The sequence below is a fragment of the Melaminivora jejuensis genome, assembly GCF_017811175.1.
GTDB lineage: Bacteria > Pseudomonadota > Gammaproteobacteria > Burkholderiales > Burkholderiaceae_C > Melaminivora > Melaminivora jejuensis.
Genome location: NZ_JACWIJ010000002.1, coordinates 2,697,607 through 2,721,176, shown reverse-complemented (window position 1 = coordinate 2,721,176; position 23,570 = coordinate 2,697,607). Strand labels below are relative to the sequence as shown.

At 68.4% G+C, this 23,570-nt stretch carries 23 protein-coding genes; 17 read left to right on the top strand and 6 right to left on the bottom strand.

The annotated features are described in order from the left end of the window. Positions 1–261: 261 nt before the first annotated feature. Positions 262–1,941, bottom strand: a complete 1,680-nt coding sequence (locus tag IDM45_RS12840) for a GMC family oxidoreductase (RefSeq protein WP_209423195.1) — start codon at positions 1,939–1,941, stop codon at positions 262–264. A 197-nt stretch (positions 1,942–2,138) separates the two neighbouring features. Here IDM45_RS12840 and IDM45_RS12835 point away from each other — a divergent pair, with 197 nt between their 5' ends. From IDM45_RS12835 to IDM45_RS12800, 8 genes are all read left to right on the top strand, one after another. Next, positions 2,139–3,284 (top strand): MlaE family ABC transporter permease, encoded by a 1,146-nt coding sequence (locus IDM45_RS12835; RefSeq protein ID WP_209423194.1) that lies wholly within the window; start codon positions 2,139–2,141, stop codon positions 3,282–3,284. A gap of 4 nt (positions 3,285–3,288) precedes the next feature. Further along, entirely contained in the window at positions 3,289–4,110 is an 822-nt protein-coding gene (locus IDM45_RS12830; protein WP_209423193.1) for an ABC transporter ATP-binding protein, read from the top strand. Then, a complete protein-coding gene (locus IDM45_RS12825; RefSeq protein WP_209423192.1) occupies positions 4,110–5,087 on the top strand; it encodes an MlaD family protein in 978 nt (325 codons plus the stop codon). Before IDM45_RS12830 ends, IDM45_RS12825 begins: the two co-directional genes overlap by 1 nt. Positions 5,088–5,116: 29 nt before the next feature. Beyond that, positions 5,117–5,809, top strand: a complete 693-nt coding sequence (locus tag IDM45_RS12820; protein ID WP_209423191.1) for an ABC-type transport auxiliary lipoprotein family protein — start codon at positions 5,117–5,119, stop codon at positions 5,807–5,809. A gap of 232 nt (positions 5,810–6,041) precedes the next feature. Then, positions 6,042–6,257, top strand: a complete 216-nt coding sequence (locus IDM45_RS12815; RefSeq protein ID WP_209423190.1) for a CsbD family protein — start codon at positions 6,042–6,044, stop codon at positions 6,255–6,257. Positions 6,258–6,300: 43 nt separating this feature from the next. After that, on the top strand, positions 6,301–6,885 hold the full coding sequence (locus tag IDM45_RS12810) for a hypothetical protein (RefSeq protein WP_209423189.1): 585 nt from the start codon (positions 6,301–6,303) through the stop codon (positions 6,883–6,885). Positions 6,886–7,041: 156 nt separating this feature from the next. After that, positions 7,042–7,545, top strand: coding sequence for a hemerythrin domain-containing protein (locus IDM45_RS12805; RefSeq protein ID WP_209423188.1), 504 nt, complete (start codon positions 7,042–7,044; stop codon positions 7,543–7,545). A 59-nt stretch (positions 7,546–7,604) separates the two neighbouring features. Continuing rightward, positions 7,605–8,300, top strand: coding sequence for a dienelactone hydrolase family protein (locus IDM45_RS12800; protein WP_209423187.1), 696 nt, complete (start codon positions 7,605–7,607; stop codon positions 8,298–8,300). A gap of 69 nt (positions 8,301–8,369) precedes the next feature. Here IDM45_RS12800 and IDM45_RS12795 read toward each other — a convergent pair whose 3' ends face one another. The 5 genes from IDM45_RS12795 to hemB all read right to left on the bottom strand — a co-directional run bounded on the left by IDM45_RS12795 (position 8,370) and on the right by hemB (position 14,189). Then, entirely contained in the window at positions 8,370–9,938 is a 1,569-nt protein-coding gene (locus IDM45_RS12795; protein ID WP_209423186.1) for a DHA2 family efflux MFS transporter permease subunit, read from the bottom strand. A 1-nt stretch (position 9,939) separates the two neighbouring features. Continuing rightward, the gene (locus tag IDM45_RS12790; protein WP_209423185.1) at positions 9,940–11,199 is read right to left on the bottom strand and encodes an efflux RND transporter periplasmic adaptor subunit; all 1,260 of its coding nucleotides are present in this window, start codon (positions 11,197–11,199) and stop codon (positions 9,940–9,942) included. A 101-nt stretch (positions 11,200–11,300) separates the two neighbouring features. Beyond that, positions 11,301–11,825: a MarR family winged helix-turn-helix transcriptional regulator gene (locus IDM45_RS12785; RefSeq protein WP_209423184.1), complete on the bottom strand. Its 525-nt coding sequence runs from the start codon at positions 11,823–11,825 to the stop codon at positions 11,301–11,303. A 96-nt stretch (positions 11,826–11,921) separates the two neighbouring features. Further along, on the bottom strand, positions 11,922–13,142 hold the full coding sequence (locus tag IDM45_RS12780; RefSeq protein ID WP_232653941.1) for a magnesium transporter CorA family protein: 1,221 nt from the start codon (positions 13,140–13,142) through the stop codon (positions 11,922–11,924). A gap of 39 nt (positions 13,143–13,181) precedes the next feature. Next, entirely contained in the window at positions 13,182–14,189 is a 1,008-nt protein-coding gene (gene hemB / locus IDM45_RS12775) for a porphobilinogen synthase (RefSeq protein ID WP_209423183.1), read from the bottom strand. A 216-nt stretch (positions 14,190–14,405) separates the two neighbouring features. Between hemB and IDM45_RS12770 the strand changes: the two genes are divergently transcribed. The 9 genes from IDM45_RS12770 to fusA all read left to right on the top strand — a co-directional run bounded on the left by IDM45_RS12770 (position 14,406) and on the right by fusA (position 23,501). Further along, positions 14,406–14,834, top strand: a complete 429-nt coding sequence (locus tag IDM45_RS12770) for a CopD family protein (protein WP_209423182.1) — start codon at positions 14,406–14,408, stop codon at positions 14,832–14,834. Between the two features lie 24 nt (positions 14,835–14,858). Next, on the top strand, positions 14,859–15,995 hold the full coding sequence (locus IDM45_RS12765) for a VanZ family protein (RefSeq protein ID WP_209423181.1): 1,137 nt from the start codon (positions 14,859–14,861) through the stop codon (positions 15,993–15,995). Positions 15,996–16,014: 19 nt separating this feature from the next. Continuing rightward, positions 16,015–16,356: a (2Fe-2S) ferredoxin domain-containing protein gene (locus IDM45_RS12760; RefSeq protein ID WP_209423180.1), complete on the top strand. Its 342-nt coding sequence runs from the start codon at positions 16,015–16,017 to the stop codon at positions 16,354–16,356. 103 nt (positions 16,357–16,459) lie between these two features. After that, positions 16,460–17,098, top strand: coding sequence for an alpha/beta hydrolase (locus IDM45_RS12755; protein WP_209423179.1), 639 nt, complete (start codon positions 16,460–16,462; stop codon positions 17,096–17,098). A gap of 75 nt (positions 17,099–17,173) precedes the next feature. Next, positions 17,174–18,337 carry a D-alanyl-D-alanine carboxypeptidase family protein gene (locus IDM45_RS12750; RefSeq protein WP_209423178.1) on the top strand — a complete coding sequence of 388 codons (1,164 nt, stop codon included), beginning with the start codon at positions 17,174–17,176 and terminating at the stop codon, positions 18,335–18,337. Between the two features lie 257 nt (positions 18,338–18,594). Continuing rightward, complete coding sequence (bcsG, locus tag IDM45_RS12745) at positions 18,595–20,133, top strand: cellulose biosynthesis protein BcsG (RefSeq protein WP_209423177.1); 1,539 nt, start codon at positions 18,595–18,597, stop codon at positions 20,131–20,133. 140 nt (positions 20,134–20,273) lie between these two features. Beyond that, entirely contained in the window at positions 20,274–20,651 is a 378-nt protein-coding gene (gene rpsL / locus IDM45_RS12740) for a 30S ribosomal protein S12 (protein ID WP_209423176.1), read from the top strand. Positions 20,652–20,826: 175 nt separating this feature from the next. Next, on the top strand, positions 20,827–21,300 hold the full coding sequence (gene rpsG, locus IDM45_RS12735; protein ID WP_106683578.1) for a 30S ribosomal protein S7: 474 nt from the start codon (positions 20,827–20,829) through the stop codon (positions 21,298–21,300). Between the two features lie 92 nt (positions 21,301–21,392). Then, positions 21,393–23,501, top strand: a complete 2,109-nt coding sequence (gene fusA, locus IDM45_RS12730) for an elongation factor G (RefSeq protein WP_209423175.1) — start codon at positions 21,393–21,395, stop codon at positions 23,499–23,501. Positions 23,502–23,570: the final 69 nt, after the last annotated feature.

Here is a 23,570-nt window from a genome sequence, read left to right as displayed (position 1 = left end):
GTTTTCATCAAAAAATGCAAGGAAAGCGGGCAAAAAAAAAGCACCTGGCGGGCAGGTGCTGGCAGGAAAAAGGCGCCTCTTGCGGGCGCCTGTCTGGATATTGGTGTTCTTGTATCGCGGCGAGCTGTCTCCTCGGCCCCTCGTGTGGCGTGCCGGGGGCGCGCGTCGAGTGGGGGCAATGTAGCCAAGCGAGCTGGCGCCGGCATCGGGGATTTCCCCCGGATGGCCTTGAAATTTTGTTCAGGCCGGCCTTCGGCCCGCTCAGGCGCCAGCGCTGCCCCGGCGGATCCACTGCGCCGCCATCTCGGCCATCATCAGCGTCGGGCTGTTGGTGTTGCCGCTGGTGATGGTCGGCATGGCGCCGGCGTCCACCACGCGCAGGCCGGCCACGCCGCGCACGCGCAGCTGCGCGTCCAGCACCGCCATCGGATCATCCTGGCGACCCATGCGCGTCGTGCCCACGGGGTGGAAGATGGTGGTGGCGATGTCGCCGGCCAGGCGCGCCAGGTCTTCGTCGCTGTGGTACTGCGGGCCAGGCTTGTATTCCTCGGGCGCGTAGGGTGCCAGCGCCGGCTGGCCGGCGATGCGGCGCACTACGCGCAGGCTGTCGGCGGCGACTTGCCGATCCTCCTGCGTGGACAGGTAGTTGGGCGCAATCGCCGGGGCGTCCTCGAAGCGCGGACTCTTGATGGTGACGCTGCCCCGGCTGGTCGGCTGCAGGTTGCACACGCTGGCGGTGAAGGCCGGGAAGCTGTGCAGCGGATCGCCGAAGGCTTCGAGCGACAGCGGCTGGACGTGGAACTGGATGTTGGCGTGCTCGTAGCGCTCGCTGCTGCGCGTGAAGGCGCCCAGCTGCGAGGGCGCCATGCTCATGGGCCCGCTGCGCCTCACGGCGTATTCCAGCCCGATGCGCGCCTTGCCCAGCAGCGTGCTGGCCAGCTGGTTGAGCGTCGGCACGCCCTGCACCTTGTACACGGCGCGGATCTGCAGGTGATCCTGCAAATTGGCGCCGACGCCGGGCAGCTCGTGCCGCACCTCGATGCCGCGCTGCCGCAGCAACTCGCCCGGGCCTATGCCCGACAGCTGCAGCAGCTGCGGCGAGTTCACGGCGCCGGCGCTCAGGATGACCTCGCGCGTAGCGTGCGCCGTGACCATCTCGCGGCCCGTCCAGACCTGCACGCCGGTGCAGCGCTGGCTGCCGTCCTCCTGGCGCTCCAGCAGCAGCCGCGTGGCCTGGGCGTTAGTCCACAGCTCGAAGTTGGGCCGGCCATAGCAGGTCGGGCGCAAGAAAGCCTTGGCGGTGTTCCAGCGCCAGCCGGCCTTCTGGTTGACCTCGAAGTAGCCCACGCCCTCGTTGTCGCCGCTGTTGAAATCCTGCGTGGCCGGGATGCCGGCCTGCTGCGCCGCCTGGGCAAAAGCGTCCAGGATGTCCCAGCGCAGGCGCTGGCGCTCCACGCGCCACTCGCCGCTGCTGCCGGTGCGCTTGTTGCCGTGCAGGCGGGCAAAGGCCTCGTCGGCCTGGCCGGGCGCATCGAGCCGCCAGTGATCCTCGTGGCGGCGAAACGCCTGCAGCACGTTGCTCCAGCGCCAGGCGTCCTCGCCCGTCAGTTCGGCCCAGTGCTCATAGTCGCGCGCCTGGCCGCGCATGTAGATCATGCCGTTGATGCTGCTGCAGCCGCCCAGTGTCTTGCCGCGCGGGTAGCGCAGGGTGCGGCCGTTCAGGCCGGCGTCAGGCTCGGTCTGGTACAGCCAGTCGGTGCGCGGGTTGCCGATGCAGTACAGATAGCCCACCGGCACATGGATCCAGTGATAGTCGTCCTTGCGGCCGGCTTCGAGCAGCAGCACGCGGCACGACTTGTCCGCGCTCAGGCGGTTGGCCAGCAGGCTGCCGGCGGTGCCGGCGCCGATGATGATGGTGTCGAAAGTGGTGTCGGTGCTCATGGCTTTTGCAGTGGCGCCTGGCTGACAGGCTGGCGCGCCATTGTCCGAAGGCAGGCTCGGCTGTCGAGAGGGAAAATCCTGCGTGCTTCTTTTTGTATAGCTGCATTCGCTTGTCCAGCAAGGGTTTCCAGGCTTTTTGGATGTTTTTTCAATACATTCTGGCAGTGCCGCAGGCGATTGTGCAAAACTGCCCCCCCATGCCTGAGCTGACCCCACCCACCCTGAGCCGTGAGCCAGCCGCCGGCGCTGCCGGTGCGCGCGTGCTGTTGCGTGGCGACTGGCTGGCCGCCGCGCTGGCCGACCGGGCGGCGGCGCGGCGGCTGCTGCGCCAGATGCGCGAGAGCGCTGGCGCCGGCCAGGAGAGTGCTGCGCCGGCCTGGGATCTGTCGGGTGTGCAACGCCTGGATCACATCGGCGCGCAGCTGCTGTGGGATCACTGGGGCCAGCGCTGGCCCGGGCAGATCGAACTGGCCGATGCCCAGCGCGCCATGATCGAGCGCGTGGCGCAATACACCACCGAGCGCCCGCCGCGCCAGCGCACCACCCTGGGCGGGGCGCTGTATGCGCTGGGCGGGCAGGTCGTCCATGCGCTGGATCACCTCAAGCACCTGGTCGAGCTGATCGGCCAGCTGCACCTGGACGTGCTGCGCCTGCTGCGCGCGCCCCTGCGCGGGCCGTGGCGCGACATCTCCGGCCACCTGTACCGCATGGGCGCGGCGGCGCTGCCCATCACCGCGCTGGTGGGCTTTCTGATCGGCGTGGTGCTGGCCTATCTGATGAGCCTGCAGCTGCGCCAGTTCGGCGCCGAGGCCTTCATCGTCAACATCCTGGGCATCTCGCTGATCCGCGAGCTGGGGCCGATGCTGGGCGCCATTTTGGTGGCCGGGCGCTCGGGCTCGGCCATCACGGCGCAGATCGGCGTGATGCGCGTGACCGAGGAGCTGGACGCCATGCGCGTCATGGGCATCCCGCACGGCTTTCGCCTGGTCATGCCGCGCGCGCTGGCGCTGGGCCTGGCCATGCCGCTGATCGCGCTGTGGACGACGCTGGCCGCCCTGGGCGGGGGCATGTTGGCCGCCGACCTGACCATGGACATCTCGCCGGCCTACTTCGCCCAGTCCCTGCCGGCGGCGGTGCAGGTGTCCAACCTGTGGCTGGCCATGGGCAAATCGGTGGTCTTTGGCGTGTTCATCGCGCTGATCGGCTGCCACTGGGGCCTGCGTGTGCAGCCCAACACGCAAAGCCTGGGCCAGGGCACGACGGCCTCGGTGGTCAGCGCCATCACCATGGTCATCATCGTGGACGCACTGTTTGCCGTGGCGTTCAAGAACGTGGGCTTCTGACGGTATGGGAAAAGCCAGCGACTCCACCGCCCCGGCAGCTGCTGCGCCACCGGGTGCCGCGCCCGCCGTCGAGATTCGCGGCCTGGCCACGGTGTTCGGCAAGGGCCGCGACGCCTTCACCGTCCACGACAAGCTGGATCTGACGGTGCGCCGGGGCGAGATCCTGTCGCTGGTCGGCGGCTCAGGCACCGGCAAGACGGTGCTGCTGCGCCACATCCTCGGGCTGACGGTGCCCACGCGCGGCAGCGTCAGCGTGCTGGGCCGCCCGGCCACCAAGCTTGGCGGCGAGGGTGCCAGCAGCCGCGTCGGCATGTTGTTCCAGCACGGCGCGCTGTTTTCCGCCTTCAGCGTGCTGGACAACATCGCCTTCGCCCTGCGCGAGCTGGGCACGCTGCCGGAGGGGGTCATCACCGATGCCGCGCTGGTCAAGCTGCGCCTGGTCGGCCTCAAGGCCGAGCACGCCACGCGGATGCCGGCTGACCTGTCGGGCGGCATGATCAAGCGCGTGGCGCTGGCGCGGGCGCTGATCATGGATCCGCCGCTGCTGCTGCTCGACGAGCCGACCGCTGGGCTGGATCCGAACAGCTCCGACGAGTTCTGCCAGTTGCTGCTGGAGCTGCACGCCGCGCTGGGCCTCACGGTCATCATGGTCACGCACGACCTGGATACCCTGTACGCCCTGTCCACGCGCGTGGCCGTGCTGGCCGAGCGGCGCGTGATCGCCCTGGGCACGCCCGACGAGGTCACGCGCTTCAAGCACCCCTTCATCGACCATTTTTTCCTGGGCGAGCGCGGTCGGCGCGCCCGGGCGAGCGAGACCAGCTGATGGAAAACCGATCCCACGCCCTGGCTGCCGGGGCCTTTGTCCTCCTCGTCGCCGCCCTGCTGGCCGGCCTGGCCCTGTGGCTGACGCGCGACCAGACGGCCTACCAGCTCTACGAGCTGTCCAGCAAGGACAGCGTGAGCGGCCTGCAGCCGCAGGCGGCGGTGCGCTACAAGGGCGTGGCCGTGGGCAAGGTCACGCACATCGGGTTCGATCCGCAGGTCAGCGGCAACGTGCTGATCCGCATCGCCGTGAACATGGACGCGCCCATCAGCCCGACCACCTTCGCCACCCTGGGCTACCAGGGCGTGACCGGGCTGGCGCATGTGCTGCTGGACGATGCCCGCCACCCCCTGAGCCAGCCCGCGCCCGGCGCCAGCGGCCTGCCGCGCCTGCCGCTGCAAAGCTCGCCGCTGAGCCAGCTGGCCGAGCAAGGCCCGGCCATCCTGGGCCAGGTGCAGGAAGTGGCCAAGCGCCTCAACCAGGTGCTGGGCGACGAAAACCAGCAGCGCTTTGCCACCGCTCTGGAGCAATTGGGCAGCGCTGCCGGCAACGTCAGCCAACTGGCCCGGCGGCTGGAGCGCACGGTGGACACCCGGCTCGACCCGGCGCTGGCCGCCGTGCCGCAGGTGGCGCAGGACGCGCGCCAGACGCTGGCCGCGCTGCGCCAGGCCGGCGAGAGTGCCGGGCGCACGGCGGATGACATCGGCGCCACCGTGCGCACTCTGAGCGCCGAGGGCGGGCCGGTCGATGCCATCGCCAGCAGCTCCAAGTCGCTGGCCGAGGCGGCTGACCGCTTTGGCCGCGTCACCCTGCCGCGCCTGAACCACGCCGCCGACGAAACCGCCCGCGCCGCACGCCGCCTGGGGCGCACTGCCTCGGGCATCAGCGACAACCCGCAGGCGCTGCTCTACGGCCCGGGGCGCGCTGCCGCCGGCCCGGGCGAGCCGGGCTTCGTCGCGCCGCCAGTCCAGCCGTGAAGGCGCCTGCATACCGCCCGGGAGATCCCATGGATACTATGAAAAATATAGCTGTTAACGCTTGTCTGACAAGGGTTTCAGGGCTTTTTCGTTTGATTTTTCTGGCTGTGGCCAGTGTGGCACTGGCTGCCTGCTCGGTGCTGCCCAAGCCGCCCGAGCGCGCCGACGTCTATGACTTCGGCCCGGGCAGCGCGACTGCTGCAGCCGCGCCGGCCCAGGCCCAGGCCCTGCCGCCGCTGGCGCTGGCCGACGTGGAGGCTACCGGCCTGCCCGAGGCCAGCTCGGCGCTGCTGTACCGCCTGGCCTATGCCAATGCCCAGCAGCTGCAGCCCTACACCCAGGCGCGCTGGAGCCAGCCGCCGGCCATCCTGGTGCAGCAGGCGCTGCGCGAGCAGCTCGGCCAGGGCCGCGCCGTGCTCTCGGGCGACGACGGCCTGGCCATGCTGGCCGACCGTGCCCGGATGCCCACGGTGCTGCGCGTGCAGCTCGAAGAGTTCAGCCAGGTCTTCGAGTCGCCCCAGCGCAGCCACGGCCTGCTGCGCCTGCGCGCGCTGCTGGCCGACAACAGCGCGCGCGGCGAGGTGCTGGTCGCCCAGCGCCTGTTCGTGGTGCAGCGCCCGGCCAGCACGCCCGATGCCGCCGGCGGCGCCCGCGCCCTGGCCGAGGCCGCCGCGCAGGCCGCGCAGGAGCTGGCCGACTGGGTGCAGCGCTCGGGCCGCTGAAGGAGCGCGCCCCTGGGCTGCCTGGACGTCCAGCGTCTGGCGCACGACGCACACGCACGCCCTGACCAGCCGCGCCGCCTACACGCGGCGCTGGCACTGCGCTGACGCTGCGCCGCTGTCCGAGCCGACGCACCGGCTGCCGGGTGATTTCTACAGTGCTTTCCATCGCTTGCAGCCACCCTGGCACGAAGCGATCGACACCAGACATTTCACCCACCGAAGGAGAGCAGCCATGAATGAAGACCGCATCAAGGGCAACTGGACGCAGTTCAAGGGCAAGGTCAAGGAGCAGTGGGGCAAGCTGACCGACGACGACATGGACGTGATCGCCGGCAAGCGCGACCAGATGCTGGGCAAGCTGCAGGAGCGCCACGGCCTGGCCAAGGAAGCCGCCGAAGACCAGCTCAACCACTGGGAGCGTGCCAATCCCGACTTCCGCTGGGATTGAGGCCGCCTCTGCCCGCACCACCCACTGTCCGGAGCACAACACCATGAAACATTTGCGCAACCTGATGGCCCTGGCCATCGCCGGCCTGCTGGCCACTTCCGGCATAGCCATGACCAAGGACGAGCACAAGGCCGCCGAGGAACGCATCGAAGCCGACTACAAGGCCGCCAAGGCCCAGTGCGATGCCCTGTCGGGCAACGCCAAGGACGTGTGCGAAAAAGAGGCCAAGGGCAACGAGAAGGTCGCCAAGGCCGAACTGCAGGCCCAGTACCAGCCCAGCGACAAGCACACTTACAAGGTACACGAGGCACGCGCCGATGCCGACTACGAAGTCGCCAAGGAAAAGTGCGATGACCTGTCGGGCAATGCCAAGGATGTCTGCAAAAAGGACGCCAAGGCAGCGCACGTGGCTGCCAAGGAAAAGGCCAAGGTCTCGCTGGCCGAGTCCAAGCCCGCGCCCAGCAATGCCAACCTGGCCAAGCAGGCCAACGTGGCCGAGGCCCGCAAGGACGCTGCACAGGAAATGCGCGAGGCCAACTACAAGGCTGCCAAGGAGCGCTGCGATAGCCTGAGCGGCGACGCCAAGGACAAGTGCGTGGCCGACGCCAAGCGCGAATACGCGCAATGACCCGTCCCCGGCTACTGCCGCAAAGCCCCGCCCGCCCAGGCGGGGCTTTTTTCCTGGCGCTTTGCCATGAGGCTTGGTGTTGACCTGAGTCAATGCCACTTCCTGCCACGCCCGTAGGCTCGCGCGCCTTCAAGGTTTGAACGGAGAAAGCACGACATGGCGACACTGCAATGGAGCGAAGAGCTGGCACTGGACTTGCCCCGCATGGATGAGACGCACCAGGAATTCGTCCAGTTGCTGCAGGCCGTGCAGGCGGCGGATGACGCCGGCCTGCCTGCCGCCTGGCAGGCGCTGGTCGAGCACACGGCAGAGCACTTCGCCCAGGAAGACCGCTGGATGCAGGCCACGCAGTTCGCCGCCGGCAACTGCCACAGCCTGCAGCACCAGGCCGTGCTGAACATCATGCGCGAGGGCGGCGCGCAGGGCGATCTGCGCGTGCTGCGCACCATGGCCGAGGAGCTGACGGTGTGGTTCCCGCAGCACACCGACAGCATGGACGCGGCCCTGGCGGCGCACCTGCGGCGCGTCGGCTTCGACCCGGCCACTGGCGTGGTGCATCAGCCGGCCGCGCTGCCCGCCGAACCCATCCACGGCTGCGGCGGCGCCTGCTCCTCGGGCGAAGCCGAAGCCGAACGCGAGGCCGAAGCCGCCCCGGCCTGAGCGCCGCGCCGGCCACAATGCCCTTTTTTGTCTGCCCTGCATGGCAAGGAGGTGCATCAATGGGTCAGTGGATCGACATCGTGGCCGAGGGCGGCTTTTGCGTGCCGGCCTGGCAAGTCAGCCCCGAAGGCACGCCGCGCGGCGCGGTGGTGCTGCTGCAGGAGATTTTCGGGGTCAACAGCCACATCCGCGACGTGGCTGGCCGGCTGGCGGCGCAGGGCTGGCTGGCGCTGGCGCCGTCCACCTTCGCCCGCGTGGAAAAGGGTGTCGAGCTGGGCTATGGCGAGGCCGACATGCAGCGCGGCAAGCAGCTCAAGGCCGCCGTGGAGGCCCTGCCCGCGCCCGGCGTGCTGGCCGACATCCAGGCGGCCATCGACCACGCCGCCCGCGACAGCGGCGCGCGCGTGGCGGTCATGGGTTTTTGCTACGGCGGCCTGCTGGCCTGGCGCGCCGCCTGCGAGTTGCAGGGCCTGTCAGCCGCCGTGCCCTACTACGGCGGCGGCATGACCACCCGCGCCGAGCTGGCGCGCACGCCGCGCGTGCCGGTGCTGGCGCACTTTGGCCGGCGCGACCACTTCATCCCGCTCAAGGGCGTGCAGGAGTTCGCCGCCGCGCACCCGCAGGTCGAGGTGCAGCTGTACGACGCCGACCACGGTTTCCACTGCGACCAACGCGCCAGCTACGACGCGCCGGCAGCGCAGCTGGCCTGGGCGCGAACGGTGGAGTTTCTGGGGCGGCATTTGCAAGCCAAATAAGGCGTCAGCCCTTGTCTGGAAAGCGCTGGCAGCTACTTTTAATGTAGCAATTAGGAGCGTCTTGGTGGCTCAATGCGCCCCTGCCGCCGCATCCGCCGCCCCGCCGGCCTGCACTCGCGGCGCGTGCGCCAGCCAGACCAGCGGGATCAGCACCATGAACAGCACGGCGGACAGGTAGAAGATGTCGTTGGCCGCCAGCATGAAGGCCTGCTGCGTGGTCATGCGCTCCATCTGCGCCAGCGCCTGGGCGTCGCTCATGCCGGCGGCGCGCAGCACCGCCAGGGCCTGCTCGAAGCCGGGGCTGGAGGGCCGCAGGTTCTCCACCAGTTGCGCATGGTGCAGCGTGGCGCGGCGCTCCCACAGTGTGGTGGTGACCGAGGTGCCGATGGCGCCCGCCGTGATGCGCATGAAGTTGGACAGGCCCGAGGCCGCCGGGATGCGCGCCGGCTCGATCTCCGACAGCGTAAGCGTCACCAGCGGGATGAAGAAGAACGCCATCGAGATGCCCTGGATGATGGTCGGCACCATGATGGTGGCGAAGTCCGCCTGAGTATTGAAGCGCGAGCGCATCCACAGCACGATGGCAAACACCACGAAGGCAAAGGTGGCGTAGCGGCGCGGATCGACCCGGCCAATGCTCTTGCCGACCATGGGCGACAAAATCATGGCCAGCAGGCCCACCGGCGCCATGATCTGCCCGGCCTGCGTGGCCGTGTAGCCCATGTGCTGCTGCAGCCACAGCGGCAGCAGCACCACGTTGCCGAAGAACAGGCCATAGCCGACCGAAGTCGCCAGCGAGCCGGCCCAGAAGTTGCGATTGCGAAACAGCGTCAGATCGACCACCGGGTGCGCCTCGTCGCGCTCCCAGATCAGGAAGGCGGCCAGGCCCACCACGGCCACCAGGGCGCTGGCCACGACCAGCGGCGAGGCGAACCAGTCGTGCTCCTTGCCGATGTCCAGCACCAGTTGCATGGCGCCTACCCAGATGACCAGCAGCGCCAGGCCGATGGAGTCGATGGGCAGGCTGCGCCGCTCGCTCTCGCGGTGGCGAAAGATGGCCCAGGTGGTGAAGGCGGCGGCAATGCCCACCGGCACGTTGATGTAGAAAATCCACGGCCAGCTCATGTTGTCCGTGATCCAGCCGCCCAGCAGCGGCCCCATCACCGGTGCGATCAGCGTGGTCATCGACCACATGGCCATGGCCAGGCCGGCCAGCGCGCGTGGGTAGCTGGCCAGCAGGAGCGACTGCGACAGCGGGATCATCGGCCCGGCGACGAAGCCCTGCAGTGCGCGTGCGGCGATCAACAGCGCCATGTTGGGCGCCAGCCCGCACAAGAGCGAGGCGATCACGAACAGCACCACGCTGGCCACGAACAGCCGCACCTGGCCGAAGCGCTGCGACAGCCAGCCGGTGAGCGGCACCGAAATCGCATTGGCCACGGCAAAGCTGGTGATGACCCAGGTGCCCTGCGTGGGGCTGACGCCCAGGTCGCCGGCAATGGCTGGCAGCGAGACGTTGGCGATCGACGTGTCCAGCACGTTCATGAACACCGCCGCCGACAGCGACAGCGTGCCCCAGGCGCGGGCGCTGCCAGTGAGCGGCGGCAGCGGCGCCGCCGGTGCGGGCGCGGCGGCCATGTCAGGACTTGCCCAGGTTGGCGGCGATGATGCGCGCCACTTCGGCCTCGGCGCCGTCGCCCAGCTGGTCGAATACGCGCGTTTGCGCCAGCGGCGCGCTGCGCGGCGCCTCGGCCAGCGCGGCGCCGTCCTGCTGGCGCGTATCCACTTCGACGTTCATGGACAGGCCCACGCGCAGCGGGTGCGCGGCGACCTGCCCGGCATCGAGGGCGATGCGCACCGGCACGCGCTGCACCACCTTGATCCAGTTGCCGGTGGCGTTTTGCGCCGGCAGCAGGGCAAAGGCCGCGCCCGTGCCCACGCCCAGGCCGGCCACCGTGCCGTGGTACTGCACCTGCTTGCCGTACAGGTCGGCCGTCAGCGTGGCCGGCTGGCCCAGGCGCAGGTTGCGCAGCTGGTTTTCCTTGAAGTTGGCGTCCACCCAGACCTCGCGCAGCGGCACGATGGCCATGAGCGGACTGCCGGCAGCCACGCGCTGGCCCAGCTGCACACTGCGCCGCGCCACATAGCCATCGACCGGGGCGATCAGCTGTGTGCGCTGGCTGGCCAGCCAGGCTTCGCGCAGCCGGGCGGCAGCGGCCAGCACGCTGGGGTGCTGCGCCACTTCGACGCCCTGGGTCAGCGCGCGGTTGCTGGCCAGCTGTTCGCGCGCAGCGGCAATGCCGGCCTGAGCCGCTGCTGCGGCAGCCTGCGCGGCAGCCTGCTGGGTGCGCGCTGCCGTGAGCTGGGTCTGGGCGTGGTTCATCTCCTCGGTGGAGACGGCGCCGGCGCCGGCCAGCTGCTGGCGCCGCTGCGCGTCGTCCTGCGCGCGGGCCACTTCGGCCTGGGCGCGCTCGATGTCGGCCTGGGCGCGGGCGGCATCGGCCTGGCGCAGGCGGATCTGCGCGGCCAGTGTCTCGTTGTTGGCGTACAGCGTGCGCGCCTGGCGCACGGCCTGGGCCAGCGCGGCCTCGGCCTGCAGCAGGGCGACGCGCGCATCCGCCGGGTCGAGCTGCACCAGGGTGCTGCCGGCGCGCACGAAATCGGTGTCGTCGGCGGCTATGGCCATGACGGTGCCGCCGGTTTGCGGCGTGATCTGCACGACATTGCCCTGGACGTAGGCGTTGTCGGTGTGCTCGTAGTGGCTGGCTACCAGCCAGTCATAGACGGCAAAGGCGGCGGCGCCGGCCAGCACCACACCGGCCAGCAGTCCCAGAGCGCGCTTGCGCCGGCCCCGGGCCTGCAGGGACGAAAGCGGGGCGGCGGCTTGGGGTGCGTTCATGGTGTTGTGTGAAAAGAGAAAAGAGAGCCGGCCCGGCATAGCCAGCCATCAGCAAAAAAGATAGCTATCAGCGCTTGCCTGGTAAGGGTTTGAGCGGGTTTTTATTGATTTTTTGAGGGGTGACCCAGGCCATCCCGGCTATCCGGCGCAGCGGTGGCCAGGTTTTGCAGGTTGGCTTCCAGCCGGTCGAGCGCGGCGCGCAGCGCGTCCTGCTCGTCCTCGTCGAAGCCGTGCAGCAGTTGGCGCTGCGCCTCGCCCAGCAGGGCTGGCAGCTGGCTGGCCACGGCCCGGCCGGCATCGGTCAGGGCCACCAGCACCACGCGCCGGTCGTGCGCGGCGCGCTCGCGCTGCACCAGGCCCTTGGCCTCCAGGCGATCAAGCAGGCGGGTCAGTGCGCCGCTGTCGATGTGGCACTCGCGCGCCAGGGCGCTGCTGGCGCTGGCGTGCTCACCCAGCAGCAGGCGCAGCAGCGGCTTCCACTGTGCGTCGGTCAGGCCCAGTGGCTCGACCCGGCATTCGATGGTCGCGCCCAGCTGGTTGACGATGCGCCGCAACTGCAGGCCGATGCTGCGCTCGGGCGCATAGGAGGCAAGGGACGCTGGTGCGTCGGTGGGGGCGGCAGGCATGGCGCGGCAGAATAATTGACGCGGCAAGCATTGTCAAAGCAAGTTTTGCGTTGAACACCTGGCGTTTTGCGTGGAAGTCCGTCCAACGCACAGCGCTCAACGCTCAACGTCCGTCTGCGCCAGGTAGCGGTTGCGCCAGAAGTACGCCGTCAGCGCGGCGGCGATCAGGAGCATGGCCAGCAGCGCGCCCCAGAAGCCGTTGTGCAGTTCGACGAAGGGCAGCACCTCGAAGTTCATGCCGAAGATGCCGGCGATCAGGTTCAGCGGCAGGAACACGGCGGTGAGCACGGTGAGCACGCGCATGATGTCGTTGGTGCGGTTGTTCTGCACGGAAAAATGCATTTGCACGGCGGCTTCGGTGCTTTGCTCCAGGCGGCGCACGTGCTGCGCCACGCGGGCGATGTGCTCCAGCACGTCGCGGCTCCTGACCTTGAGCAGCTCCAGCTCGCGCTGCGCCAGGCCGTCGTCGCAGGCCATGCGCCCGCCGTCCAGGGCGCTGCTCCAGGCCTGTAGGGCGGCGCGCTGGTCTTCGCAGATGTCGGCCAGGTGGTGCAGCGCCAGGCGCGCCACCATCAGCGAGCGCCAGTGGTTGAAGCGCCCGCGCGGGTTGAGCAGCGCGACCTGCCAGTGATCGAGCTGGCGCGACAGGTCGCGGCGCAGCTCCAGGTAGTTGTCCACGATCTGGTTGACCAGGCGCAGCATCAGATCAGCGGTGCTGCCGGGCAGGCGCACGCCGGCCACCGGGGCGCCGGTGCTGAGTTCGCATACCAGGGTGTCTGCCGCTGCCTCGGCGGCGTCGGCGTCCAGGGGTGGCGGCGCTGGCGGCGGCGGGGCCGTCAGGCGCCTGGCGTAGCTGTCGCGCACCGTGCAGTCGTGCGGATGCACGGACAGCAGCAGGGCGTCGAAGACCACCAGGGCCACCGGGCTGGTGTCGATGCGCCGCAGCACCGGCGGGCCGCCGCGCGCCGTGCGCGGCAGGGGCGCTTCGGCCTGGCCCTCGGTTGCCGCCAGCTGGCGCATGACCAGCAGGTCGTATTGCGAGGTGTAGTCGTAGTGCGAGGGCAGCTGCGTGCTGAGCAGGTCGGTCACGTGCAGATCGACCAGCTGCAGGCCGGTGACGGTCTGGATCATGGCCTGCAGGCGCGCCAGCTCCTGCTGCAGCGCGGCGCGCGTGCAGGCCACCCAGTAAAAGCCCACGGGCGGGGGCTGGGCGGGCAGCGCATCCAGTTCGGTGGCGCCGGCGCCGGGCTGGATGTGGAAGATGCGGATCGGCGCTGGGGTGGCGGCGGCAGCAGCGGGGATGGTTTTGGTGGTCAAAATGAGCTCCTGCGCTTGCTGGGCAAGCGCGGGTAGCTCTTATTTTTGCAGCAGACGGGCGGCTTCCAGGGCAAAGTAGGTCAGCACGCCGTCGGCACCCGCGCGCTTGAAGGCCAGCAGCGCCTCCATCATGGTTTTGTCGTGATCCAGCCAGCCGTTGGCCGATGCCGCTTTCAGCATGGCGTATTCGCCCGAGACCTGGTAGGCGAAAGTCGGTACGTGGAACTCGTCCTTGACGCGGCGCAGCACGTCCAGGTACGGCATTCCGGGCTTGACCATGACCATGTCGGCGCCTTCGGCCAGATCCAGCGCCACCTCGCGCAGCGCCTCGTCGGTGTTGGCCGGATCCATCTGATAGACGTTCTTGTTGCTCGCGCCCAGGTTGGCGGCCGAGCCGACGGCGTCGCGAAACGGCCCGTAGAAGCTGCTGGCGTACTTGGCGCTGTAGGCCATGATGCGGGTGTGGATGTGGCCGTGCGCCTCCAGGGCGTCCCGAATGGCGCCGATGCGCCCGTCCATCATGTCGCTGGGCGCGACCATGTCCACGCCGGCCTCGGCGTGCGCCAGCGCCTGGCCGACCAGCAGCTCCACGGTCTCGTCGTTGAGGATGTAGCCGGCCTCGTCGATCAGGCCGTCCTGGCCGTGGCTGGTGTAGGGGTCGAGCGCCACGTCGGTCATGACGCCCAGCTCGGGGAATTCCTTTTTCAGCGCGCGGATGGTGCGCGGGATCAGGCCGTCCGGGTTGAGCGATTCCTGGCCGTCGGGCGTCTTGAGCGTGCCGTCGATGGACGGGAACAGCGCCAGGTAGGGGATGCCCAGGCGTACGCACTCCTCGGCCACGGGCAGCAGCAGGTCGATGCTCAGGCGCTCGACGCCGGGCATGGACGCCACCGGCACGCGCCGCTGCTGGCCCTCATGGACGAAGACCGGGTAGATGAAGTCGTGCGGCGACAGTTGATGCTCGCGCACCAGGTTGCGGGTGAAGGCGTCGCGGCGCAGGCGGCGCGGGCGCTGGGCGGGGAAGGGGGTGGGGCTGGACAGGTGCATGGCGCTCGATTGTGCGACAGCGCCCGCCCGGCCTGTGTGCGCCAGTGCTTGCGCCTGGGGCAGGGCGGTGCTAGATTGCCGCCGGGCGCTGTGGCGCCCCCCGCTTTACCTCCCTGAGCGGGGCCTTCGGCGGCATCCGTGCCAACGAGGCTTTTCCCGCCCGGCTGCGCCGGGCTTCTTTTTTTGGTGCGCGCGCACCTTCTTGCTCGTCCTCCAATGCTCTGGGTCAAGGCTTTCCACATCGTCTTCATCGCTTCCTGGTTTGCCGGCCTGTTCTACCTGCCGCGCATCTACGTCAACCTGGCCATGACCGAACCCGGCTCGATTGCCGAGCGCGAGCGGCTGCTGCTGATGGCGCGCAAGCTGCTGCGCTTCACCACCTTGCTGGCGCTGCCGGCCATCGGCCTGGGCCTGTGGCTGTGGCTGGGCTACGGCATCGGCATGGGGCCGGGCAATGGCTGGCTGCACGCCAAGCTGGCGCTGGTGCTGGTCATCGTGGGCTACCACCACGCCTGCGCGCGGCTGCTGAAGCGGTTCATTGACGGCAGCAGCCGGCGCAGCCATGTGTGGCTGCGCTGGTTCAACGAAGTGCCGGTGTTGCTGCTGGTGGTCGTGGTGGTGCTGGTCGTGGTCAAGCCGTTCTGAGCCTTGGCAGCCGGGCCGCCCGCCGTGCACAAGACTTCGGCCTGGCCGCTGGCGCTGATCTATGTCGCGCTGATCGTCTTTGCCAGCTTGTTTCCCTTCGAGGGCTGGCGTGCGCAAGGCATCTCGCCCTGGGTGTTCCTGACGGCGCGCATCCCGCCGCCGTACTGGACGTGGTTCGACGTCAACATCAACATCGCCGGCTACGCGCCGCTGGGCTTTCTGCTGGCGCTGGCCTGCCTGCGCTCGGGCTGGCCGCGCGCAGCCGTGCCGGTGGCGGCGGCGAGCGGCGCGCTGCTGTCGCTGTCCATGGAGTTTCTGCAGATCTACCTGCCCCGGCGCGTGCCGTCCAACCTGGATCTGGCGCTCAACGCCGCTGGCGCGCTGCTGGGCGCGCTGGCTGCGGCGCTGCTGGAGCGCCTGGGCGCCATCGCCCGCTGGAGCCGCTTTCGCCAGCAGTGGTTCGTGCCCGATGCGCGCGGCGCCCTGGTGCTGCTGGCGCTATGGCCCTGGGCGCTGTTGTTTCCGGCGGCGCTGCCCTTCGGCCTGGGCCAGGTCTGGCAGCGGCTCGAAGATGCCCTGGTCGAGCTGCTGCAGGGCACGCCCTTCCTGGAGTGGCTGCCCCTGCGCGAGGCGCCTTTGGTGCAGATGTCGCGCGGCGGCGAGATGCTGGCGGTGGCGCTGGGCCTGCTCATCCCCTGCCTGCTGGGCTACTGCGCCGTGCGCCATGTGGGCCGGCGCGCGCTGCTGGCAGCGGGCGCAGCAGCCATCGGCGTGGCGGTGACGGCGCTGTCGGCCAGCCTGAGCTGGGGGCCGATGCACGCCTGGGAGTGGCTCACGCCGGCGGCGGGCGTTGGCATCGTACTGGGCCTGGCGCTGGCCCTGGCGCTGGTGGCGCTGCCACGGCGGGCCTGCGCCGCTGTGTTGCTGGTGGTGCTGATGTTGCACCTGGAGCTGCTCAACGATGCGCCGCCCAACGCTTATTTCGCCCAGACTCTGCAGGCCTGGGAGCAGGGGCGCTTTCTGCGCTTCTACGGCCTGGGGCAGTGGCTGGACTGGCTGTGGCCGCACGCTGCGCTGGTCTATGTGCTGGCGCTGGTGTCGCGCCGGGAGCGCCGCCCCGAAGCTCTGTCCGAAAGTCCGGCGCATGACGGGTCTGCATGAGCCTTCCTAGAATGCGCCCATGAACACCGGCACCCCCTCCTACTTCCAGCGCCACATTTTTTTCTGTCTCAACGAGCGCGCTGCGCCCGAGGCCTGCTGCGCCGCGCACGGCGCGCAGCAGGCTTTCGAGTACTGCAAGAAACAGGTCAAGGCACTGGCCCTGGCCGGCCCGGGCAAGGTGCGCGTGAACAAGGCCGGCTGCCTGGATCGCTGCTCGGGCGCCCCTGTCGTCGTGGTCTATCCCGAGGGCGTCTGGTACACCTATGTGGACAACGATGACATCGACGAGATCATCGACACCCACCTGCTGGGCGGGCAGGTCGTCGAGCGGCTACTGCTGGCGCCGGATGTGGGCCGTTGAGCGGCGCCTGAGCAGCACCTCCGCCGCTGGCTTGATTGTGAGTGTTTTTGGCCTCCAGCCCTTGCTGGACAAGCGCTGACAGCTATTGTTTGGGTAGCAAAACATGAATGCACAGACCGAGCGCCTGAGCCTGGCCGGGCCAGCTGGCGCCATCGAGGCGCTGCGCGATGCGCCGCCTGCCGGCGTGGCCGCGCGCGGCGTGGCCGTGATCGCCCATCCGCATCCGCTGTTCGGCGGCACCATGGACAACAAGGTGGTGCAGACCCTGGCGCGCGCCTGCGTCGCCTGCGGCTGGACGGCGCTGCGCTTCAACTTCCGCGGCGTGGGGGGCACGGCGGGCAGCCATGACGACGGGCGCGGCGAGCTCGACGACATGCTGGCCGTAGTGCAGCAGGCCGCGCCCGAGGGGCCGATCGCACTGGCCGGTTTTTCCTTCGGCGCCTTCGTGGCCAGCCATGCGCTGGCGCGGCTGTGGGGCGTACGGCAGGTCGAGCGCGCGATCCTGGTCGGCACGGCAGCCAGCCGCTTCGAGGTGGCCGAGCTGCCAGCGGACGCGCACCTGGCCACCCTGGTCATCCACGGCGAACATGATGAAACCGTGCCGCTGGCCTCGGTCATGGACTGGGCGCGGCCCCAGCAACTCCCGGTTACGGTTGTGCCCGGAGGCGGCCATTTCTTTCACGGACAATTGCCGCTGCTGAAAAATCTGGCCATGCGCCACCTGCAAGCGGCCCTGCCGTGACGCCTGCCGCTCCTGCAGCGCTTGCGTTTTCCTGTCTTTTCCTGCCTCCTTCTCCTCTCTGTCTGTTTGTCTCCGATGCCCTCTGCCCTGTCCCTGCTGCGAAATCTTCTGTGCGTCCTGATCCTGGCCCCGGCCGTCCTGTGGGCCCAGGCGCCCCAGCCACCGGAAATCGCCGCGCGCAACTATCTGCTGGTGGACGTGACGGCCGATCAGGTGCTGGCCGCCAAGGACATCGACGCGCCGGTGGAGCAGGCGTCGCTCACCAAGCTGATGACCGGCTATCTGGTCTTCGACGCCCTGCGGGCCAAGAAGATCACGCTGGAGCAGCGCCTGCCGGTGAGCGAGCGCGCCTGGAAGATGCCCGGCTCGCGCATGTTCATCGACCCCAAGATGCAGGTGCCGGTCGATGATTTGCTCAAGGGCATGATCGTGCAGTCGGGCAACGATGCCACGGTGGCCCTGGCCGAAGGCGTGGGCGGCACGGTGGAAAACTTCGTGCGCCTGATGAACGAGCAGGCCAAGGCCTTCGGCATGACCGGCACGCAGTACAAGAACCCGGAAGGCCTGACCGAGGCTGGCCACACCACCACGGCACGCGACCTGGCCACGCTGTCGCGTCGGCTGATGCAGGACTTCCCCGAGTACATGCACTACTACTCGACCAAGCAGTACCGCTACGAGGGCACGCCGGCCTCCAACAGCAACAACCGCAATACGCTGCTGTTTCGCGACCCCACGGTCGATGGCCTGAAGACCGGCCACACCCAGGCGGCCGGCTATTGCCTGGTGGCCACGTCCAGGCGTGATTTTCCGCAGGCCGGCCAGCGGCGCCTGCTGTCCATCGTGCTGGGTGCGGCCAGCGAAAACGCCCGTGCCAACGAAAGCCAGAAGCTGCTGAACTGGGGCTACACAGCGTTCGATGCCGTCAAGCTGTTCGACGCCGGCCAGCCGGCAGCCACCCCGGTCGTCTGGAAGGGCACGCAGGGTACCGTGAAGATTGGCCGCACCGAGCCCATCGTGGTCACCGTGCCTTCGGGCAGCGCCGGCAAGATCACCACCACCGTGGTGCGCCAGGATCCGCTGATCGCGCCCTTCACCAAGGGCCAGAGCGTGGGCGCGCTCAAGGTCACCCTGGGCGAGCAGCAGATCGCCGAAGTGCCGCTGGTGGCGCTGGAGGACGTCGGCCAGGCGGGCTTTTTTGGTCGCGCCTGGGATGCCATCCGGCTGTGGATCAAGTAAGAGACCAGTAGGCCGGGGGCGCCGCCGCCGCGCAGTCCGGCCAGCAGGCCGCCGGCTGGTCGCGCCCGCCAGCGCCGCAGGTGCCGATGCAGCCGGCGCAGGTCAAGGCCCGCTCCACTGCCCGGGCACGGCCCCGCTCCCAGCCCCGCTCCCAGCCTCAGCCTCGCACAGGCAGCGCGGCGCCAACTGGCACACCCCATGCGGCGGGTGCGCCAGCGCCGGATCGTCCGATCCTGCACCCCGCCTGGGCCGTGGGCATGGGCGGCTGGAGCCTGTATTTCCTGGCCAAGCTGGGCCTGTACTACCTGGGCGCCATCGACTTCGGCTGGATCGAGAACCTGCTGTTTGCCGCCTTCCTGCTTTGGCCGCCCCGGTGGCCGTGGCTGCGCCTGGCCCGGCGCTGGCTGGCCTGGCCGCTGGCCCTGTGGCTGCTCTATGAAGATTCCCTGCTGCCCGGGCCGGCGCGGCTGCTGGACGGCCTGGCCGCCCTCAGCGGCTTCAGCGGCGCCTATCTCTGGGAGCTGGCAGCGCGGCTCGTCAACCCGTGGGCGCTGCTGGCGCTGGCAGCGGCGGGCGCCGCCTATGTGCTGCTGGCGCGCTGGGTGCCCTTCGCCCTGGTGGCCCTGCTGGGCATTCTGAGCGTGCCGGTGGCCGCGCAATACCAGGCTGGGGGGGCCGGCGCGGCAGCCGCCCGGGGCGGTGCGCCGGCCACTGATCCGCAAAGCCGGCTGCACGCCTTTTATCAGGATGAATCCCGGCGCAAGCTGGAGCTGCCGCAAAGTGGTGCAACCAAGCCGGACTTCGACATCGTCGTCCTGCACGTGTGCTCGCTGGCCTGGGCTGACCTGGAAGCTGCGGGTGAGCGCAACCACCCGCTGTTCGAGCGCTTCGATGTGCTGTTCACCCGCTTCAACAGCGCCGCTGCCTACAGCGGCCCGGCGGTGCTGCGGCTGCTGTACGGCGCCTGCGGGCAGGTGCGGCACGGGCAGCTCTACCGTGGCGCGCCGCGCGAGTGCCAGATTTTCCCGGTGCTGGAGCAGGCCGGCTTCAGGACTGCGGGCCTGCTCAACCACGACGGCGCCTTCGACAATTTTTCCAAACTGCTGGAGTACCGGGGCGGGCTGCACGGCAAGGTTCAGGTCAGCCGCCAGGCGCCGGTACACATGCACGGCTTCGATGGCTCGCCCGTTCACGACGACTACGCTGCGCTCTCCGGCTGGTGGCGCCAGCAGCAAAGCCAGGGCGGACAGCCTGCTGCGCTGTACTACAACACCATCTCGCTGCACGATGGCAACCGCCTGTCCAGTGGCGGCGGGCGCAGCAGCCTGGAGTCGTACAAGCCACGGCTGCGCAAGCTGCTGGGCGACTTCGAGCGCTTCATCGCCCAGCTCGAAGCCAGTGGCCGCCCGGTCGTGCTGGTCATGCTGCCCGAGCACGGCATGGCGTTGCAGGGCGGCGGCATGGGCCAGTTCTCCGGCGTGCGCGAGATACCCGAGCCGCGCATCACGCTGGGGCCGGCGGCGCTCAAGCTGATCGGCCTGCCCAAAGCACGGCAGCCTGGCAGCCCTCTTGTCGTGAGCCAGCCGACCAGTTATTTCGACGTGAACAGCCTGCTGGCCGACCTGGTGGCCGACAGCCCTTTCAAGGCCCAGGGCGCGGCATTGCAGGGGCGCCTGGCGCGCGTCGGCAACACGCCCTTCGTTGCGGAAAACGAGGGCATGGTCGTGATGCAGGATGCATCCGGCGGCTATCTGATGAGAAACGAGCAGGGGCGCTGGAAGCCCCAGGCTTTCTGAGCTGCGAGGTCAGGCGTGAGCGCCTTGGCCTTGCCCGGCATTTCATAAAACGCTACACTCGCGGGCTTTTCGGAAATTTCCGAAGGGATTCACGTTTTCGCTTTTCACGTCCAATTCACGTTTAGGGACTCATCACAGCAATGCCAACCATCAATCAGCTCGTGCGCCAAGGCCGCACGGTCGAAGTTGTCAAATCCAAGAGCCCGGCCATGGAGAACTGCCCCCAGCGCCGTGGCGTGTGTACCCGTGTGTACACCACGACCCCCAAGAAGCCCAACTCGGCCCTGCGCAAGGTTGCCAAGGTGCGCCTGACCAACGGCTTCGAGGTCATCTCCTACATCGGTGGCGAAGGCCACAACCTGCAGGAGCACAGCGTGGTGCTGGTGCGCGGCGGCCGGGTCAAGGACTTGCCCGGTGTGCGCTACCACATCGTGCGCGGTTCGCTCGACCTGCAAGGCGTCAAGGATCGCAAGCAGTCGCGCTCCAAGTACGGCGCCAAGCGTCCGAAGGCCAAGTAAGCCGGTTTTCGTTTTTTCGGTGCTGCCCGTATCCGCCCTGAAGGCGTGGCGCGGTGTGCAGCGTAGTGACCCACAGGTGCCGGCGTCCGCCGCACGGGTCGAGTAAGTGAGAGTCCTGGTTTGACTCTCGCGGTGCCTGCAATGGCGCCAGCTGAAGCAAAGATAGAGGTAACAAATGCCACGTCGTCGCGAAGTCCCCAAACGTGAAATCCTGCCGGATCCGAAGTTCGGCAACGTCGAGCTGTCCAAGTTCATGAACGTGATCATGGAAGGCGGCAAGAAGGCCGTTGCAGAGCGCATCATCTATGGCGCCCTGGAACTGGTCGAGAAAAAGCAACCCGAGAAGGATCCCCTGGAGGTGTTCCTGACGGCCATCAACAACATCAAGCCGATGGTCGAAGTGAAGTCGCGCCGCGTGGGCGGTGCCAACTACCAGGTGCCCGTGGAAGTGCGCCCGGTGCGCCGCCTGGCGCTGTCCATGCGCTGGCTCAAGGAAGCCGCCCGCAAGCGCGGCGAGAAGTCCATGGCCCAGCGCCTGGCCAATGAGCTGATGGAGGCCAACGAAGGCCGTGGCGGCGCCATGAAGCGCCGCGACGAGGTACACCGCATGGCCGAGGCCAACAAGGCCTTCAGCCACTTCCGCTTCTAAGCCTCAAGCTCCGTTCCTCTCCTCGAAGGCTGGGAGCCCGTTCGTCCAACACCGGCGACCGGGCTCTTGGCCGTTAACGAAAGACCATCACCATGGCACGCAAAACCCCCCTGGAGCGCTACCGCAACATCGGCATCTCGGCGCACATCGACGCCGGCAAGACGACCACGTCCGAGCGCATCCTGTTCTACACCGGCGTGACCCACAAGCTGGGCGAGACGCACGAAGGCTCTGCCACCACCGACTGGATGGAGCAGGAGCAAGAGCGCGGCATCACGATCACGTCGTCTGCCGTGACCTGCTTCTGGAAGGGCATGGATCTCAAGCGCCCCGAGCACCGCATCAACATCATCGACACCCCCGGCCACGTGGACTTCACCATTGAAGTCGAGCGCTCCATGCGCGTGCTGGATGGCGCCGTGATGGTGTACTGCGCCGTGGGCGGCGTGCAGCCGCAGTCCGAGACCGTCTGGCGCCAGGCCAACAAGCACAAGGTGCCGCGCCTGGCCTTCGTCAACAAGATGGATCGCACCGGCGCCAATTTCTTCAAGGTCGTCGAGCAGATGAAGCTGCGCCTGAACGCCAACCCGGTGCCCATCGTGGTGCCGATCGGCGCCGAGGACAACTTCCAGGGCGTGGTCGATCTGATCAAGATGAAGTCCATCATCTGGGACGAAGCCTCGCAAGGCATGAAGTTCGAGTACGGCGACATCCCGGCCAACCTGGTGGACACCGCCAACGAATGGCGCGAGAAGATGGTCGAGTCGGCTGCCGAGGCCTCGGAAGAGCTGATGAACAAGTACCTGGAGGAGGGCGAGCTGTCCGAGGAGGACATCATCGCCGGCCTGCGCCAGCGCACCATCGCCACCGAGATCCAGCCCATGCTGTGCGGCTCGGCCTTCAAGAACAAGGGCGTGCAGCGGATGCTGGACGCGGTGCTGGATCTGCTGCCCGCACCCACCGACATCCCTGACGTGGCCGGCACCGATCCCGACGACGAGGAAAAGAAGCTCACGCGCAAGGCCGACGACAACGAGAAGTTCTCGGCGCTGGCGTTCAAGCTGATGACCGACCCCTTTGTCGGCCAGCTGACCTTCGTGCGTGTCTATTCGGGCGTGCTGTCCAAGGGCGACACCGTGTACAACGCCGTCAAGGGCAAGAAGGAGCGTATTGGCCGCATCGTGCAGATGCACGCCAACGAACGTCAGGAAATCGACGAGATCCGCGCCGGCGACATCGCTGCCTGCGTGGGCCTCAAGGAAGTGACCACGGGCGACACGCTGTGCGACCTGGACGCGCACATCATGCTCGAGAAGATGGTCTTCCCCGAGCCGGTGATTGCCCAGGCCGTCGAGCCCAAGACCAAGGCCGACCAGGAAAAGATGGGCATCGCCCTGTCGCGCCTGGCCTCCGAGGATCCGTCCTTCCGCGTGCGCACCGACGAGGAGTCGGGCCAGACCATCATCGCCGGCATGGGCGAGCTGCACCTGGACATCATCGTGGATCGCATGAAGCGCGAGTTCAACGTCGAGGCCAACGTCGGCAAGCCCCAGGTGGCCTACCGCGAAACCGTGCGCTCCACCGTCAAGGACGTGGACGGCAAGTTCGTGCGCCAGTCGGGCGGCAAGGGCCAGTACGGCCACGTGGTGTTCCGCCTGGAGCCCAACGAGCCGGGCAAGGGCTTCGAGTTCCTGGACGAGATCAAGGGCGGCGTGGTGCCGCGCGAGTACATCCCTGCTGTGCAAAAGGGTGTGGAAGAGGCGCTCACCGCTGGCGTGCTGGCCGGCTACCCGGTGGTGGACGTGAAGGTCGCGCTGACTTTCGGCTCCTACCACGACGTGGACTCGTCCGAGCAGGCATTCAAGATGGCCGCTATCTTCGGTTTCAAGGAAGCTGCCAAGAAGGCCAATCCGGTCATCCTGGAGCCCATGATGGCCGTGGAAGTCGAAACCCCCGAGGACTACGCCGGCACGGTCATGGGCGACCTGTCCAGCCGCCGCGGCATGGTGCAGGGCATGGACGACATGGTCGGCGGCGGCAAGGCCATCAAGGCCGAGGTGCCGCTGTCGGAAATGTTCGGCTACGCCACGCAGCTGCGCTCCATGACCCAGGGCCGCGCCACGTACACCATGGAGTTCAAGCACTACGCCGAAGCTCCGCGCAACGTCGCCGAGGCCATCATGGCCGCACGCACCAAGTAATCAGGGTGAAAATGGGCTGAAACCCTTGCCAGTCAAGCGGTGGCAGCTCATTTGTTCATAGCATTTGCA

Bases quoted from the DNA above. Each gene is read 5' to 3' on its own strand.
- IDM45_RS12825 (WP_209423192.1), top strand. From the start codon at position 4,110: ATGGAAAACCGATCCCACGCCCTGGCTGCCGGGGCCTTTGTCCTCCTC.
- bcsG (WP_209423177.1), top strand. From the start codon at position 18,595: ATGGGCGGCTGGAGCCTGTATTTCCTGGCCAAGCTGGGCCTGTACTAC.
- IDM45_RS12810 (WP_209423189.1), top strand. From the start codon at position 6,301: ATGAAACATTTGCGCAACCTGATGGCCCTGGCCATCGCCGGCCTGCTG.
- IDM45_RS12840 (WP_209423195.1), bottom strand. From the start codon at position 1,941: ATGAGCACCGACACCACTTTCGACACCATCATCATCGGCGCCGGCACC.
- IDM45_RS12830 (WP_209423193.1), top strand. From the start codon at position 3,289: ATGGGAAAAGCCAGCGACTCCACCGCCCCGGCAGCTGCTGCGCCACCG.
- hemB (WP_209423183.1), bottom strand. From the start codon at position 14,189: ATGCACCTGTCCAGCCCCACCCCCTTCCCCGCCCAGCGCCCGCGCCGC.
- IDM45_RS12820 (WP_209423191.1), top strand. From the start codon at position 5,117: ATGGATACTATGAAAAATATAGCTGTTAACGCTTGTCTGACAAGGGTT.
- IDM45_RS12835 (WP_209423194.1), top strand. From the start codon at position 2,139: ATGCCTGAGCTGACCCCACCCACCCTGAGCCGTGAGCCAGCCGCCGGC.
- IDM45_RS12750 (WP_209423178.1), top strand. From the start codon at position 17,174: ATGCCCTCTGCCCTGTCCCTGCTGCGAAATCTTCTGTGCGTCCTGATC.
- IDM45_RS12805 (WP_209423188.1), top strand. From the start codon at position 7,042: ATGGCGACACTGCAATGGAGCGAAGAGCTGGCACTGGACTTGCCCCGC.
- rpsG (WP_106683578.1), top strand. From the start codon at position 20,827: ATGCCACGTCGTCGCGAAGTCCCCAAACGTGAAATCCTGCCGGATCCG.
- IDM45_RS12790 (WP_209423185.1), bottom strand. From the start codon at position 11,199: ATGAACGCACCCCAAGCCGCCGCCCCGCTTTCGTCCCTGCAGGCCCGG.
- rpsL (WP_209423176.1), top strand. From the start codon at position 20,274: ATGCCAACCATCAATCAGCTCGTGCGCCAAGGCCGCACGGTCGAAGTT.
- IDM45_RS12755 (WP_209423179.1), top strand. From the start codon at position 16,460: ATGAATGCACAGACCGAGCGCCTGAGCCTGGCCGGGCCAGCTGGCGCC.
- IDM45_RS12760 (WP_209423180.1), top strand. From the start codon at position 16,015: ATGAACACCGGCACCCCCTCCTACTTCCAGCGCCACATTTTTTTCTGT.
- IDM45_RS12770 (WP_209423182.1), top strand. From the start codon at position 14,406: ATGCTCTGGGTCAAGGCTTTCCACATCGTCTTCATCGCTTCCTGGTTT.
- IDM45_RS12795 (WP_209423186.1), bottom strand. From the start codon at position 9,938: ATGGCCGCCGCGCCCGCACCGGCGGCGCCGCTGCCGCCGCTCACTGGC.
- IDM45_RS12815 (WP_209423190.1), top strand. From the start codon at position 6,042: ATGAATGAAGACCGCATCAAGGGCAACTGGACGCAGTTCAAGGGCAAG.
- IDM45_RS12785 (WP_209423184.1), bottom strand. From the start codon at position 11,825: ATGCCTGCCGCCCCCACCGACGCACCAGCGTCCCTTGCCTCCTATGCG.
- IDM45_RS12800 (WP_209423187.1), top strand. From the start codon at position 7,605: ATGGGTCAGTGGATCGACATCGTGGCCGAGGGCGGCTTTTGCGTGCCG.
- fusA (WP_209423175.1), top strand. From the start codon at position 21,393: ATGGCACGCAAAACCCCCCTGGAGCGCTACCGCAACATCGGCATCTCG.